The 15,626-nt window shown below is 45.2% G+C and carries 14 protein-coding genes and 1 riboswitch; of the genes, 3 read left to right on the forward strand and 11 right to left on the reverse strand.

The window, feature by feature from the left end:
- Positions 1–134: 134 nt before the first annotated feature.
- Positions 135–1,154: a Gfo/Idh/MocA family protein gene (locus G519_RS0131470; protein ID WP_029198038.1), complete on the reverse strand. Its 1,020-nt coding sequence runs from the start codon at positions 1,152–1,154 to the stop codon at positions 135–137.
- Between the two features lie 24 nt (positions 1,155–1,178).
- On the reverse strand, positions 1,179–1,955 hold the full coding sequence (locus G519_RS0131475; RefSeq protein WP_029198039.1) for a sugar phosphate isomerase/epimerase family protein: 777 nt from the start codon (positions 1,953–1,955) through the stop codon (positions 1,179–1,181).
- A 135-nt stretch (positions 1,956–2,090) separates the two neighbouring features.
- Between G519_RS0131475 and G519_RS0131480 the strand changes: the two genes are divergently transcribed.
- Together G519_RS0131480 and G519_RS0131485 are read left to right on the forward strand one after the other, a co-directional pair.
- Positions 2,091–2,891, forward strand: coding sequence for an AraC family transcriptional regulator (locus tag G519_RS0131480; RefSeq protein ID WP_029198040.1), 801 nt, complete (start codon positions 2,091–2,093; stop codon positions 2,889–2,891).
- A gap of 201 nt (positions 2,892–3,092) precedes the next feature.
- A complete protein-coding gene (locus G519_RS0131485; protein WP_029198041.1) occupies positions 3,093–3,320 on the forward strand; it encodes a hypothetical protein in 228 nt (75 codons plus the stop codon).
- 33 nt (positions 3,321–3,353) lie between these two features.
- Here G519_RS0131485 and G519_RS0131490 read toward each other — a convergent pair whose 3' ends face one another.
- From G519_RS0131490 to G519_RS0131530, 8 genes are all read right to left on the reverse strand, one after another.
- Positions 3,354–3,869, reverse strand: a complete 516-nt coding sequence (locus tag G519_RS0131490; protein ID WP_029198042.1) for a DinB family protein — start codon at positions 3,867–3,869, stop codon at positions 3,354–3,356.
- Positions 3,870–4,274: 405 nt separating this feature from the next.
- On the reverse strand, positions 4,275–6,470 hold the full coding sequence (locus G519_RS0131500; protein ID WP_029198043.1) for an alpha-galactosidase: 2,196 nt from the start codon (positions 6,468–6,470) through the stop codon (positions 4,275–4,277).
- A 150-nt stretch (positions 6,471–6,620) separates the two neighbouring features.
- Positions 6,621–6,908 carry a ferredoxin family protein gene (locus G519_RS0131505; protein ID WP_036634482.1) on the reverse strand — a complete coding sequence of 96 codons (288 nt, stop codon included), beginning with the start codon at positions 6,906–6,908 and terminating at the stop codon, positions 6,621–6,623.
- On the reverse strand, positions 6,905–8,215 hold the full coding sequence (locus G519_RS0131510) for an FAD-dependent oxidoreductase (protein WP_029198045.1): 1,311 nt from the start codon (positions 8,213–8,215) through the stop codon (positions 6,905–6,907). Before G519_RS0131510 ends, G519_RS0131505 begins: the two co-directional genes overlap by 4 nt.
- Positions 8,212–9,354 carry an electron transfer flavoprotein subunit alpha/FixB family protein gene (locus tag G519_RS45450; RefSeq protein ID WP_084160430.1) on the reverse strand — a complete coding sequence of 381 codons (1,143 nt, stop codon included), beginning with the start codon at positions 9,352–9,354 and terminating at the stop codon, positions 8,212–8,214. The genes G519_RS0131510 and G519_RS45450 overlap by 4 nt, the downstream gene beginning before the upstream one ends.
- 64 nt (positions 9,355–9,418) lie before the next feature.
- Positions 9,419–10,255 carry an electron transfer flavoprotein subunit beta/FixA family protein gene (locus tag G519_RS0131520; RefSeq protein ID WP_029198046.1) on the reverse strand — a complete coding sequence of 279 codons (837 nt, stop codon included), beginning with the start codon at positions 10,253–10,255 and terminating at the stop codon, positions 9,419–9,421.
- A gap of 444 nt (positions 10,256–10,699) precedes the next feature.
- Complete coding sequence (locus G519_RS0131525; RefSeq protein ID WP_029198047.1) at positions 10,700–11,134, reverse strand: GNAT family N-acetyltransferase; 435 nt, start codon at positions 11,132–11,134, stop codon at positions 10,700–10,702.
- A gap of 29 nt (positions 11,135–11,163) precedes the next feature.
- Positions 11,164–11,814, reverse strand: coding sequence for an HAD family hydrolase (locus tag G519_RS0131530; RefSeq protein ID WP_029198048.1), 651 nt, complete (start codon positions 11,812–11,814; stop codon positions 11,164–11,166).
- A gap of 205 nt (positions 11,815–12,019) precedes the next feature.
- A riboswitch (cyclic di-GMP riboswitch) is annotated at positions 12,020–12,112 on the forward strand.
- Between the two features lie 62 nt (positions 12,113–12,174).
- On the opposite strand from G519_RS0131530, the gene G519_RS45455 reads away from it, so the two are divergent.
- Positions 12,175–13,956 (forward strand): putative bifunctional diguanylate cyclase/phosphodiesterase, encoded by a 1,782-nt coding sequence (locus tag G519_RS45455; RefSeq protein WP_051253855.1) that lies wholly within the window; start codon positions 12,175–12,177, stop codon positions 13,954–13,956.
- Between the two features lie 20 nt (positions 13,957–13,976).
- Here the strand turns inward: G519_RS45455 and G519_RS0131540 are convergent, their stop codons facing one another.
- Complete coding sequence (locus G519_RS0131540) at positions 13,977–15,308, reverse strand: MDR family MFS transporter (protein WP_029198049.1); 1,332 nt, start codon at positions 15,306–15,308, stop codon at positions 13,977–13,979.
- Positions 15,309–15,626: the final 318 nt, after the last annotated feature.

The raw sequence follows: 15,626 nt of genomic DNA on the forward strand, positions 1-15,626 counted from the left end.
TTAAGCCCCCTTTTCTCTAGTATGAGAAAAAGGGGGCTTTTCTGTATGGAAAATTTTAAATGAAAAAGGACTTCAGTCTCTCATAAGAAAAAAAGCTCAATCCACGAATGGATGAGCTTTTCAATATCGTATGATTACAGGGAGATCATTTTTCCTGTTGCTTCGGATTCGAAGGCTGCTAGGATGACTTGCAAGGAGCGAAGCCCCTCTTCGCCGGAGATACGCGGCTTTTGGCCCTCCACTATACTCGTTACGAACTCGTCGATAACACCGCTGTGCGTTTGTTTCTCATTCGTTGCGATTTGTCCGACTTTATAACGTTCAACCGTACCATCACGAAGCTCAACGATGACTTGGTCATTCGGATCGGTATCAATTTTGATAACACCATTCTCGCACCATAACACAGTTGAGTTGTCTTGACCTTTATAATATGTCCAGCTAGCAACTAATGAGCCAGTAGCACCGCTTTTCATGCGAAGCAAGCAAGTCGCGTTATCGTCAACATCAGTACCTTCTTTATGCAGGGTACCGACGAAAGCAGCCACTTGTGCAACCTCATCAGCAAGCAACCAACGAATTAAATCTGATTTGTGTACGCCAAGATCGCCCATCGCGCCCATTGTTGCTTCTTCTTTGCGGAAGAACCAACTTTCGCGTCCGTCCACGCTCCACCCTTCCGGACCAGGATGTCCGAAAGATGTACGGAATGTCAGCACTTTCCCTAATTTGCCGGAATTCAAAATTTCTTTGGCTTTGACATGTGGAGGCATCAGTCGTTGGTTGTGACCAACCATCAAAAACACGCCATTTTTCTTTGCCGCTTCAATCATTGCTTCTGCTTCTTCTGCCGTTGAAGCCATTGGCTTCTCAACCAGTACGTGAGCACCTGCATTAGCAGCGGCAATGGATACTTCAGCATGGAGGAAGTTAGGTGTGCAAACACTAACCGCGTCCACTTTCTCCTGCTTCAACATTTCAGTATAGCTGCTGTATGCTTTGCCGCCGTGCAGCTTCGCATAGTGCTCCGCTCTCTCCAGAACAGGATCAACGAATGCGACGAGTTCAACATTTGAATTCCAAGCATATTCCGGGATGTGTCTATGTTTAGCGATAGAGCCGCAACCTACTACGGCCACTTTAATTTTGCTCATGTTTATGAATGCTCCTTTTAAAGGTTAGTTATGAACATTTGTGTAATGCTCTTTTACCCAGTTCAAACTGTTCTCCACACTTGTAAGTGGAGGCTTTTGGCAGTGATCCTGCTCAACTACTAACCATTCCACGCCAGCTTGATCAGCCGCTTTAATCACTTTTTCCAAAGGAACATCGCCTAAGCCCAGCTCTAGTGTTACTAGTTTACCTTCTGCATCTTTCGTGAAATCTTTGAAATGAAGCAGCGGTAATCGACCCGCATATTTGGCTATGTAGGCAAGTGGATCTTGACCAGCGAATTGAACCCAACAAACGTCCATCTCTACGTTAATTGCATCTTCACCTGTTTTGGCAAACATGGCATCAAAGACGAACTCGTCATCCACTTTATAATGAAATTCGAAATCATGATTGTGATAAAGGAATTGTAAACCTTGTTTATTCGTTTCTACGGCAATCGCTTGGCATTCAGCAATCAACGCTTTCCATTGATCTGCTGACTCCCGCTCTTCAGCACCAACATATGGGCAAATCGCATACTTTGCACCGATTGTTTTTAGGTAATCAAGTTCCCCTTGCAGATCTTTACGAAATCTCTCTAAACTCACGTGGCTGCCAAATGCCTTCAAACCCAGCTCATCCAATAGCTGCTTGAGCTCATCTGCAGGCTTTCCATAATACCCAGCAAATTCAACGCCTTCATATCCTAACTTCGCTACATGACGAAGTGTGCCTTCCATATCTTTCTCCATATCATCTCTTAAGGTATACAATTGCAGTCCAATTCCTAAACGTCCCATTTGTTCTCCTCTTTTCTTATCATCCATATTTTGATAAATAATTCACGATAGAATTAGTATAATGGATCATAGCCTTATATGACCATTCACGATATAATCAAAACATCTCCTATTTGGCTATGAAAGGTGAATACAATGGAAACTGAGGTCTTAACCTGCGGCTATTCTTTTCACATGGAACCGTTTAATGTGAGCACCAAATCAGGTCTCAATTCTTATCTTTTCCGTTTACAAACAGAAGGCACTTCCGAGGTTCTAGTGGATGGCCATATGCTGCGCGTGGAAGCAGGTCATTTACTCCTTTTTCAACCGGGGGACCCTTATGAACTTCGTATCGAACACGAGTTGGATCAACCAGGCAGTAAAATAGCTAGTGGCGACTATTATGTATTCTGTAAAGGCGCTTGGATCGATGCCTGGTGGAAACGCAGCCTCAAACAAACTTGTACACGGATCGACTTAGATGCTCGGATAATCTCGCTTTGGCGGCAACTTATTCTTGAGAAGCGAAGAATGGAAGAAGAAAACCACGAGCTTAGCGGATATTTGCTTCAAGCACTTTGCCTGTATGTAGAGCGTGCTGCAACAGAAACAGTCTCCTTACAAGGTCGTCCATTTACTGCTACACGTATGAAGAGGTTCATAGAAGCACAAGCTACTGCTACTTTTAAAGTAGATGATGTTGCCAACCATGTTGGTCTCAGCGTCTCCCGCGCGGTTCATTTGTTCAAAGAATGCTTCGGCAAAACCATGATCCAATATGCCCTTGAAGTGCGCCTAGCCAGTGCAGTTGAACGCATGCATGATAGTTCAATGTCCCTGGAGCAAATTGCTCTAAGCTGCGGTTTTGGCAGCTATCCTTACTTTCACCGAGCATTTAAACACAGATTTGGGACATCCCCTAAGCTGTTTCGCCAAAACGCTCAGCAAAATTAAAATCATCGATTTCACAAATTTTTCAAGAAATACGATCTAAGAATGAAACAATTCTTCTCTCTCATACGTATATTCTTATGAGAAGTAGAAATACATAGAAATATTTGGTTTTGTTTCAAAATTGTAAAACTATTTTAAGGTTAATTTAATAATATTCATATATGCTAATCTTATATCCAATTCCTAGGATGGTGAAAAATGATGAAAATGTTTATTACAATTCACAACAAACCCGTGCCAGTCTACTCAGATGAGAAAAATAAAAAGAAATTCAATTTATTGAAATCCGCCCTTGAAGCGAAAGTGACCAAAGGAAGAGCAACGATTAAGAAATGTTTAGACTCTATCATTAGTATTGAGATCGTAGGTTGTGAAGCGATTCTCCATTCCTTTAATGAGCGCGACTCCCTTGCATTATCCCTATACTAAAAAAACGAGAAGTCCTGAGGACTTCTCGTTTTTTTAGTCATTGTATTTTTGTTGGATGACGCCAAGATGATGCTGAGCATGACCGGCTATCACAAAAGCAAGCGCGCGTGCAGAGATTTCATTGTTATTAGCGATCCCTTTACGCAACCAGGCTGCTTCTGAAATGGTTTTTAGCAGTGTAAATGTAGCTTGTCGTACGGCTTTAAAGTCATTTAACAAATCCTCCATCGACAGCTCGTCGAAAGAAGTATTGGTGATGTATAAATCCTGATCAAATCCTGGTAAATTCGTTGTATCTCCGCGAGCAATACGCAGCATCCGATAACTCATAATCCGCTCCGTATCCGTTATATGCCCCAAGACTTCCTTCAAGCTCCACTTCCCTGGCTCATATCGATAAAGCCCTTGCTCATTATTAATCGGCGAAAACAAATCGACAATAGCGTCTAATTGGCTGTGTAAAATGGACAGATAATCGCCTTCCGGAACTTGATTAATATAACCAGTAAAATATGGCGAGTATTCTTCACTATCAGGTCGCTGCAGCATATCGAATGAATCTCCCTTCGTGATAAAAAAATTGAAATTATGTATGTCCTTATCTTATCGTAATCCAAAACAAATATGAAGCCTTCATATATTTTTCATTGGCGCTCCACCCCCTTCTACTTTTTCAAACAAGCCATTCTGTGATATCTACAAGTCTACTTAAAAGCTTTGAGTCCAAGGTGTAGTAAGGTCAGGACTTTCTCATGGTATTCCCTGTGCACTTCTTGAGAATAATCGGGGCTATCCCTGGAATTCACATCAAACTGAGTCTTGGGGATAGTGGTTCAGGACCATCATAGAGTTCCAACTATCTGAGCTAAAGGGATAGTGTTCATAGATACCTCTGGCTCAGAACAAATACAAAAAACGCTGACCTCAGTGAAGAAGTCAGCGTTTTTGAACGGTCTATAACGGCTTATGCTCGAGCAGCCAGATTTTACTTTGGAAGTCTCCATGGAGACCGGAGACTGGCAGTCCGGCGTAGAGAAGATGATCGCCGGGGTACGCACCTTGCAAGCCTGCGATTTGGTAATCGAAGGATGGGTTGAGACCTTTGAGCCGCAGCGTTTTGAGCGGCGCATTTGGTTCGGCGAGCACTCGGAAGTAAGCGACCATAGCTTGGGTTTTATCTTCGGAAACGATCATCCAAGCCGTTTCATTACCTTCGAATGGACTGAGTAAGCGGTACATGTCGCCGAATTGGATAAGCGGCCGAATATGTTTATAATCGGCAATTTGCTTTTTGACGATTTCTTTCTCCTCGTCAGTGAACCGGGTTAGGTCAAGCTCGTATCCAAAATTGCCGGACATCGCAACATTGCCGCGCATTTCCAACGAAGTTTCACGGTGAACTTGGTGATTAGGTACGGCGGAAACGTGAGCTCCCATCGTACTAACAGGATAAACGATGCTCGTGCCATACTGAATTTTCAAACGGGAGATCGCATCAGTGTTATCGCTTGTCCACGTTTGCGGCATATAATACAGCATGCCTGGGTCAAACCGACCACCGCCACCAGAGCAGCTCTCAAACAAGATATGCGGGAACTCGGTCGTCAATGTTTCTAGTACGCTGTACAACCCAAGCATGTAGCGATGAGCAGTTTCTCGTTGCCTTTCTGGAGGCAGCGCAGCAGAACCAATTTCTGTCATATTACGGTTCATGTCCCATTTGACATAAGTGATCGGCGCGCTGCTTAGGATATCACGGATCATGTTCGTGATCGCAACACAAACATCTGCACGTGAAAAATCCAGTATTAACTGCTGACGACCTTCCGTACGTCTACGATTCGGTACATGCAGGCACCAGTCTGGGTGTTTTCGGTATAAGTCACTGTCTGGGGAAACCATTTCCGGTTCAAACCACAGTCCAAACTCAAGTCCCATCCCCTTGACTCTGGAGACGAGGTCCTCCAGTCCACCAGGTAGTTTGGCTTTATCAACGACCCAATCTCCCAAGGAGCTGTTATCACTGTCTCTTTTGCCGAACCAACCATCGTCAAGAACGAATAATTCGATACCTAACTCTTTGCCGGCGCTGGCGATGCTTTCTATTTTATCCGCATTAAATTGAAAATACGTTGCTTCCCAGTTATTCACGAGCACTGGTCTTGTCCGATCACGGAATTCACCGCGGCAAAGCCGAGTACGGTAAAGCTTGTGATACGTTCTTGACATGTCCCCTAGACCAGCGTTTGAATAAACCATTACGGCTTCAGGCGTTTGAAAATGTTGTCCCGGCTCCAGCAGCCAGCCAAAATCAAATGGATTAATCCCCATAGATACACGTGCAGAACCATACGGCTCAACCTCTGCATGGGCAGCAAAATTGCCGCTATAAACAAGGCTGAAACCATACACATCGCCATGATCTTCATTTGCGTCCTTGGATAGCAGTGCAACAAAAGGATTATGCTGATGGCTACTCGATCCGCGGCGACTTTCTACGGTTAATTTTCCAGGTGCTAAAGGTCTTCTCTCGATATGTCGTTCTCTAACCCAGCTACCTGAAAGCTGTAAAAGATCAAAATCACTATGCGGATAATCAACGCTCATACTAAGTGCTCTAAGCAGCTTTAGATCCCCTGATCCTTCATTTACGAATCGTACCGATCTAGTCAGCGCTGCATGCTGCTCGAAAATCGTATAAGCAAGAATGACGCGTAAGCCAATCACAGAATCAACGAGTTCCAGCTCCAAGGTTTCCGCTTCATCGTCTCGCTCTGCATATGTCGCAGGAAGCCCTTCGAGCACGGGTTTTCCTTGGTAGATTCGATGCTTGTCATAGATGAGCTCAGAAATTGTTGATCCATCCGGAAGAGCAACTTGATAAGCTGGCTCCCGATAATCGCTTGTTCCGTATGCCGGGTACTCCTGAGGTAATGTATCGAAAGAAATGCTGCGATCCTCAGGAACAGGATTGGGTGAGAATGAACATCTCTCCTGAAATTGCAGGATCGAAGCCAATTGACCTGATCGGATAGGGCGTCCCCAGTAAACGTGAGCTGGGTAAGCGGAATTGATTAGTTGAATAACATAGCTCATTTGCTTGTTTTGTAAATGGAATAGTCCTTGTGTTGGTTCAAATGTAATTCGCATAATATCCCTCCTACCTCTTATTATCGTATCCCTTCGTAAACAAAACTATGGAGGATTAACACCTACATATGGAGGAATGTAGTTTTTGGATACATAGAAATAGGAGCTAAGGCTCCAAATAGCCCTAGCTCCGTTTCGTATTTTTCGTTTTTAGCCAAATTTATAAGTCATGCCATAGCCGCCTTTGGGGTAAACCCAATCAATATTGTAGGATGGACACGCAATACGGCAGGTCCCGCATTCGATACAATTCTCAAAAGCAACGGTTGTAATTTTGAGTTTCTTTTCCCATTCATAAACGTCCGAGGGACAAAAATAATTACAATCTTTCGTTACACAATTTAAACAGGTTTGTGTATCCTTGATAACGAGGTGCGACTTATCGTCGCATTTATAACGAATGGTAAATAGCTTATCTGAAATGTCACTTTGACTCATCCGTTCATCGCCCTCCATCCCTTGTAGCCCAGCTTCATCAGATTTACAGTACCGCCTGCGGCATTTTTGATGAGCTTCATGGCCATTTTTTGCTTATCCGCTTTGGTAATCCCATCCACGAGGAACATGTTGTAAGCCGCTTCATTCAGCGCTCTGGGCAGCTTGTCGAACAATAACTCTGGATCCTGCTCCTTGAGGAATTGATGCATGCCTTTGTATTTCTGTAAGTCTTTATGGACAAAAGATTCACGGATCTTTTGGTCATAGGCTTTGAGTGTAGCAGCTGAAAAATCGCTTTGCGCTTTGGCCTCGACAATCGCCTCACCGGCCAGCCGACCAGAGGTCATGGCTAAATTCGTTCCTTCGCGGTGCACAAAGTTGATTAACTGCGCGGCATCCCCGCAGACGCACCAGCCATCTCCCGACAACGGCGGGATCGAGTGAAAGCCACCCTCAGGGATCAAATGCCCGGAGTACTCCTTCGTTTCTCCCCCTTGAATCAATTTCCGAATCATAGGGTGCTGCTTTACTGCATCGAGAACCGCATAAGGCTTCACCTTTTTGTCCCGCAAATGATTAACCATAACGCCTACGCCTAGTGAAATGGTTTCTTTATTCGTGTATAGAAAACCCATGCCCGCCATTCCTAGCGAGGTCTCGCCCATAAACTCAATCGTAACGCCTTCGTCACCTTCGAGTCCGAATCGATCCTCGATTTTCTCCCTAGGTAGTGCAATGACCTCTTTCACAGCCAACGAAACTTCGTCCGGCATCCATTCTTTGTGAATGCCCATTGCTTTGCCGAGCAAGGAGTTCACACCATCGGCAATGACAACAACATCGGCGTACAAATCGCCGTCATCTCGATCGGTACGAACACCGACGATCCTATTGCCTTCGCGAATCACATCGAGTGCAACGGTTTCGTAAATAGGGATCGCCCCAGCGGCAACGGCTTTGTCGGCGAACCACTGATCGAACTTAACCCGCAGTCCAGTAAAGCAATTGTAAGGCTCCTTATAAGCCTCATTGCGGTGCCCGAAGGTGACCATGGATTCTTTGCCCATCATCCAGATGCGCTGCTCCACAATGTAACGTTCCATAGGAAAGTTTTTTTCTTTCCAAAATTCGGGAACCAGTTCTTCGATTTGTTTACGGTATAGGACGCCTCCGAAAATGTTTTTGGCTCCAGGGAACTCGCCCCTCTCCAACAAAACAACGGATAATCCTGCTCGTGCCATCGTCAAAGCAGCTGCTGCGCCCGCCGGACCGCCGCCAACAACTATCGCGTCAAATTTCTCGTTCACTTGGCTTCACTCCTCTCAAGGACCACGTTAACCCCTGTCTTCGAATCGTCGGACGGCAAGGAGCTTTCAGTACTTGCTAGTTGAATGCCAAATAAAGTTCGACGCTTCCTTATCTCATTCGTAATGGCAGGAACAATTTTGAACATATCGCCTACGATGCCGTAATGAGCGAATTGGAAGATTGGCGCCTTTTCGTCTTTGTTAATCGCCACAACGACATCCGCATGACTCATGCCTACGGTATGCTGAACAGCGCCGGAAATGCCGATGGCGAAGTATAGCTTCGGCCTGACTGTGGCACCAGTTTGACCAACCTGGTGCTCATGCCCGATCCATCCCGCGTCGACCGCGGCACGCGACGCGCCAACGACGCCGCCGAGCGCATCCGCTAGCTCGCCGAGCATCCCGAAAGCATCGGGCCCGCCCAGCCCGCGGCCCCCTGCCACGATAATCTCGGCATCCTCGAGATTGAGCTTGCCTGTTTCGCGCAGGAAGTCGAGCACCTGCGCGGCGATTTCTTCCTCTCGCATCGCCGCGGAGATAGCGATGATTTCGCCTTGGCGCGTCGCGTCCTTCGGCAGCGCCTGAAACACCCCGGCGCGCGCCGTCGCCATCTGCGGCCGGTACTGCTTACAGAGGATGGTGGCCATCATCTTCTCGGAAAAAGCCGGCCGGCTGGCCAGCAGCAGCCTGGACGGCGGCGGCTCCACGTCGAGCTGCGTCGTGTCGGCCGTCAGCCCCGTCGGCAGGTGCGTCGCTATCGCGCCTGCCAAGTCGCGGCCCGTCGCTGTCGCGCCGAACAGCACGATCTCGGGCTTCGCTTCCTCGATCAGCTTCAAGCAGACTCGGCTGTACGGCCGAGTTCGGTAGGTGCGAAGCTCGGGGGCTTCGCATAAGAACACCCTGTCCGCGCCGTAATGCACGGCTTCATCGGCGAGGTGGCCCACATTCTCGCCGATGACGAGCGCCATGAGCGGCGCGTCAAGCTTCGCTGCCAGCTTCTTGCCTTCGCCTAGCAGCTGCCAGGAGACCTTCTTCGCAGCTCCATCTCGCTGCTCCACAACGATCAATACCCCCCGATAAGCCGACCAATCGGGCATCGATACTTCAGGCTGGTCCGGTGATTGTTCATTTGTCATCGTGATTTCCTCCATTCCCATAACGGTGATTCTAAGTTTTTTGGGTCGTACACATGCTTTACTTTCACGAAGACCAGTCTAACAAAGCCTGCATCTCCTTCGTCATGAGCTGATCAGCTAGCTGAGCAGCGGCTGCTTCCGGCGAATCAAACGCGATCATATGCGTTTTAACCGCTTTTACCTCTGGCACCCATGTTTTGGCTACGATCGTTGGTGAGCCTTTTAGCCCTATTTTCGCTTTTTCTAGATCCGGAAAATCAGCTGTCGTCCAAACAGTCGGCTTATAACGCGCAGCCCGAATCATACCAGGCAGCGATGCTCGTCTCACCTTGTTCAGTTCCTTCAGCGCCGTGATCAGCACCGGCATACTTGTCTCAACAACTTCAATGCCATCTTCCAAGAGCCGATGCACACGAACTTTTCGCCGCTTTTCATCCACACTGACGACTTTGTTGACATAAGTAAGCTGTTCCAAATCCAATCGGCATGCGACGCCAGGCCCAACTTGCCCCGTGTCGCCGTCCAGCGTTTGTTTGCCGCAAAAAACGATATCCACCGGTCCCCACGTTTCAGCAATTTTGCGGATGGTTCGGGCAACAACATACGATGTCGCCAGTGTATCTGCTCCCGCGAAACCGCGATCCGTCACTAATACGGCATCGTCTGCCCCTAGGGAGATGCATTCCTTTAAGCCTTTCTCCGCAGGCGGTGGTCCCATCGTTACCACTGTAATCCTCGCACCTTGCTCATCCTTAATACGGAGCGCCTCTTCCAGCCCATGCATATCATAGAAGTTCACGATACTGGGGACACCTTGACGAATTAACGTATTATTTTTAGGGTCAATGCGAATTTCTCTAGAGTCAGGTACCTGCTTGATACAAACGACAATATGCAGCATCTCTGCACCCTCCTGTTTCTTAGGAACTTACTTGCACATTCGACAACAAATGGATCTGAGCTTGTCAGCATTGTGAATTTTGTCACTTAAAATGACGAATCAAAATCGCTTTCACTCATTTTTAAAAAGTTAATAATCTACCACAATATATGCGAAAAGCTTTCTAACATGACACTTAATTTAGTCCAACGCTTAAAGGTAATCTTTTCGATGTTGCCCAGAGCACGAAAAAGGATCTGAGCCGCGAATAGCGACTAGATCCTTTTTTTTAAGAGATTAATATAGTTTGAGGGAACGACGATCCGCTATTTCGTTATTTTGCTGCCAAATTGCCTAATTTGGAATAAATATCAACGCCCTCATGTTCCGTGATTTCAATTTTTAACGTTTTTTTTCAAAAATAACGAATCGTACTTCCGCTAATGTAACGTACCCAGTAATCTCTTACTCCTCTTCCGCTTCTTCCACCTCATACGTACATAGGAAACGTTCTACACCGGGATACTTCTCCCCGAGGCTGCGGATGACGAACCCAATATTTCGATAAAATTGGACCGACTCTTCATCCGTTTCTGCCACGATTCGAACCGGATGCATATCTTCAATAATTTCAAGGATGATCCCTCGGCCAAAGCCTACCCCTCTGCTCTCCGGTTCAACGGCAAGATGAGTGATGGTCATCTCCTGATTATCATTCAGTTCAAAGCCGATAATGCCCACCATGATACCTTCGGATTCATACCCAAACAGCCAAAGATTTGCATCATTTTCATAACGCTCAAGAACCGGTTGAAGCGCCTCCGGATCAGGGAAAATACTGTAACTAAGCAGTTCTTGTATGTCATTTTCGTTGAGTCGGGATTTCACATTTACTAACATCTTTATTCACTACTTTCATTAATCGTTATCTACACATAATCTAACAACTTAAGCAAGCTGTCAATATTCGCTATAGGTGTAATCCCCTTCTCCTTCATCAAGTGATCGTTGGTCCCATAGCTAATAAAGGGGATTCCAGCATCTATGGATGCTCTGCCATCTATCCACGAATCTCCGACCGATATCCATTCGCGCTCAAGAATTTGTGGAAAATGCTGCTTGGCGGCTAAGTATCCGGATGGAGAGGGTTTCATCGCTTCCATTTGCTCTCTTCCGATGATCAAATCAAAATAGGGATGAATTCCGGTCTCTTCCAGCGCATGAACTGCGGCCTTGTACGAATTATTTGTCACAATAACCAGGACATAACGCGACTTTAACATCGTTAGAAGCTCGGAAACATGGGATTCCAGCCCTGCGCCCTCCATACCTATTAGCTCATAATGAACGACCATTTTCATCACTTCTTTATAGGTCTCTTCAGGCATCCCCTTCGCTTTCACATACGCAATCATGGTTGATGTGGTATGCTCTTGAATCGGAAAATCAACCTGTAATAGATCATTCTCGGTAAGGAAGTCTGCCACTTGCTTTTTCATCATTTGGAAATTAATTCTCGACCTCAGCAGCGTATTATCCATATCAAAAATAATGCCTCGAACTTGGCTTGATTTATTCATTGTGACTCACCTATCCATCTCTAGAACTACAGAATATTTAAGAAATTAGCATTATAAATTATTCTTAGTTGAATTCGACATTATTCGCTAATTATATGCAAATACCGCTATAGACACGTCATTTTCAACTAATTATAATGAGGCGTATTAACTGGTATTTAAGCTCTTCACAACATTTACTAGTGTCTTTTGAACTACATATATGGATCGTTAAAAGCAAACCATTGGAAACAATGCGACGCAAAGCCATGACCTAAGGCATCCCTAACTTGGATGCTATGGACGACAGGTTACCGAGTCAAGGAGTTCATCCTTTCATTCGGGATGGACTTTTTTATTTATACGAAATGAGGTTGATTCATGCATCTTACGCTGATAGATAATTATCCGATTTACCTCATACTGCTAGTGATCATTATTTCAATCATTGCTCTTTACATATCCTTTAATAACAAAGCAGCACTCAAAGCTACCCTACTAGAGTCTGCTATCGATTGTATCATGGTGTTTAATACAAGTGGAAAGATCCTTGCATTCAATCCTGCGGCTGAAGCGATTTTTGGTTACGAACGCGAAGAAGCTTTAGGTCTTACGTTAATCGATTTTCTTTTTGAAAAAGATGGTCAAGAGACAACCTTCTTAAATCTGCTATTCACGGCCAAAGACGAAACGATTATCGGTAAGCGAATCGAATTGAAAGCCTATCGTTCGGATGGCAGCGTATTTCCCGCAGAAATAACGATGACGAGCTCTTCGTATAAAGGAAAGCATGTATATACAGCTTGTATCCGCGATCTGACAGAGAGAAAGAAGTCCGAGGAAATCGTACATCAACTAGCCTACTTTGATCTGCTGACAGGGTTGCCGAATCGCAACCAGTTCAATCAGCTTTTCCATGATGCGTTAAACAACGCCAAACATTATAATCAGAGCTTAGCTCTGCTTTTCCTTGATGTAAATCGGTTTAAGCTCATCAACGATACTTTAGGCCATCACTTAGGAGATCTTGTTTTGCAGAAGTTCTCCGCATTGCTTTCGGAAAGTTTGTTTGCTCAAAGCATTGTCTCTAGACTAAGCGGCGATGAATTTGTGATTTTGTACCCGCTAGGCAATCAGAAGTCAGCTGCTGTGCAAGCTGAAAGAATCATTCAACAATTGGAAGCTCCTTTCCAAATCGACGGGCGCAATGTTTTTGTTTCCACCAGTATTGGTATCTCTTTGTATCCGATCGATGGAGAAGATCCCGAGGTTCTACTGAAAAATGCCGATCAAGCCATGTATATGGCCAAAGAACGCGGAGGAAACCATTATTATTTTTATGAAGAGGAAATGAGTGTCCTTTATTCGAGGAGAAGTGCATGCGAACAATCCCTCCGAACAGCCATAGAACATAATGAGCTCATCTTGATGTACCAGCCCAAATTCCATATTCCTTCCGGCAAAATAATCGGTGTCGAAGCTTTACTGCGTTGGGATAACCATGAGTTAGGCAGTGTCTCGCCAAAGGAATTTATTCCGGTTGCAGAAGAATCCGGACAAATTATTGCCATCGGAAAATGGGTTTTACAATCTGCCTGCCTACAAATGAAAAAATGGCAAGCTGCGGGTATGGAACCTGTACCTATTGCAGTCAATCTATCCGCTGTCCAGTTTCATCAAGAAGATTTGGTGACCATGATACTCGATATTCTGCATCAAAACGAGCTGGAAGCACAGTATTTAGAACTCGAAATTACCGAAAGCATATCGTTGAATAACAGCCACAGCAGCATGGAAAGGCTTTATGCTTTACAGCGCAAGGGAGTTAAAATCGCTGTCGATGATTTCGGAACTGATTACTCTTCCTTAAGCTATTTACAGAAATCTCCTATCAATACTTTGAAAATTGGTAAATCGATCGTTCAAGATATTTCCACCAGTATATCTGCATCTTCTATCATTGAAGCTATTATGGCCATGTCATATAGTTTAAACAAGAATGTCATTGCAGTAGGTGTAGAAACTCAAGAACAGCTCACTTTTCTGGAGAAAATTGGTTGTCAACATATACAAGGATATTTATTCTCTGTTCCGCTTACTGCCCAGCTATTTGAAACTAGTTATGTTATCCATGATGCAAATGCTAGTCCAAACGCTTTATGAGAAAAGCCAGAATTCGGAGGTTACTCCGTCTTCTGGCTTTTCAGATTGGACGCTGAACGAATAGCAAACGGCATGGCCAAAGAAAGTAAGCTTGCCAAAAGTCCAAACACGAACATGTCGTGAATTCCCGTATAAAAGACGCTGGATTTAGTAAGGATTGCCCCCATAATCGTTACGCTGACTGCTGTCCCGATATTCCGTGCAAAGAGCTGCAGCGAGGTGGAAATGCCCTTCTGATGCGCTTCTACCAGCTGCTGTGAACCGATTGTTGTTATGGTGAAGATTAATCCATACGCAAGACCAAGCATCATTAGTGCGCTAAACGTGTACCAGAAAGAAGAACCCTTGTGTATAAAATAAAACAAAGCCGCTGTAATTACGAGTATCACATTTCCTATAATTAAAAGACGTTTATATCCATAGCGAACCACCCATTTTCCGCATGGTACAGCAACGGCCATCCACCCAATCGATGTACTCAAAAGCGCAATTCCACTGACAAACAACGAGTAGCCTTGATTTTGCAAGAAGAGAGGAACGAAGCTGGAAGTCCCAAAGAGCGCCGCACAGCTGAGAAACGAGCTTGCAATCATAATCGCCACCGGACGATTCTGCAGCAGATTTAACGGAACGATCGGCGCAGCATGCTTTCTCTCATATAAAAAGAAAGTAATCATGAATATGCCCCCTAACGCTCCATATATGTAGCTATAATGCTCAACTGCTGTAGTAAGCAGTAAAAAGGATATTCCGCAGGCAAACAAAATAGCCCCGCCATAATCGACCACTGCTTTCTTCGGTTGATACACTTCCTTATACGGCTGCAAGGCAAGAAGTGCAACGATACATACCGGTATATTCACGAAAAAAATCCACCGCCAGCTCAAGTAGTTCACGAAGAACGTTCCCAATAAAGGCGCTAATATCGCAGATAACCCCCACATCCCTGTGAAATACGCTTGTACTTTACCTCGCTCCTCCACTGGATAAATATCTCCCGCTATGATGGCAGGAAAAGGCATCATCACCCCTGCGCCAATCCCTTGAATCGCTCTGAACAGGATCAACTGAAGCATGCTCTGGGATAGACCGCAAAGCACAGATCCGAAAAGAAACAACAGTATGCCTGCTGCAAAAATCCGTTTCCGCCCAAATAGGTCAGATAATCTGCCTGCTAATGGAGCTAATACGGTAGAAAGAACCATATATGAGGTAAATGCCCATGCGTACAGGTCATTGCCGCCAATTTCGTTCACAATAATCGGCATTGTGGTATTCGCAATCGTGGTATCGATCGACGAGACTAATACCGCCAAAACAATACTCACCATAACCGTTGTTCGATTTCTCATGGATGTTCCCTCCTTGTATGCTAAGAGCAGTTCCTAATTCTTTAATGAATTGGAAATTGCTCTTATTATTTTTTGTTCCTTGAAAAATGAATTTGAACCGGTTGTGAACGTAGCTCAAGCGAAGGCGCGGGAGCCGTCCCAACGGGACGAAAATTTTTAAAAGGTGTTTACGATCTTGCGATGTCTTTGGGACAATGCCAATAGGTGCTACCGACGGGAATGTTCCTTACCCTCCTGTTGAACCAAGCATTTGGTTTCTTCCAATTTAGAGTGTTCCCTTGGCCTCTTCCGTATTTTCCTACACGCTGACTGTATCCC

Source organism: Paenibacillus alginolyticus DSM 5050 = NBRC 15375, assembly GCF_000422905.1.
Taxonomy (GTDB): Bacteria; Bacillota; Bacilli; order Paenibacillales; family NBRC-103111; genus Paenibacillus_E; species Paenibacillus_E alginolyticus.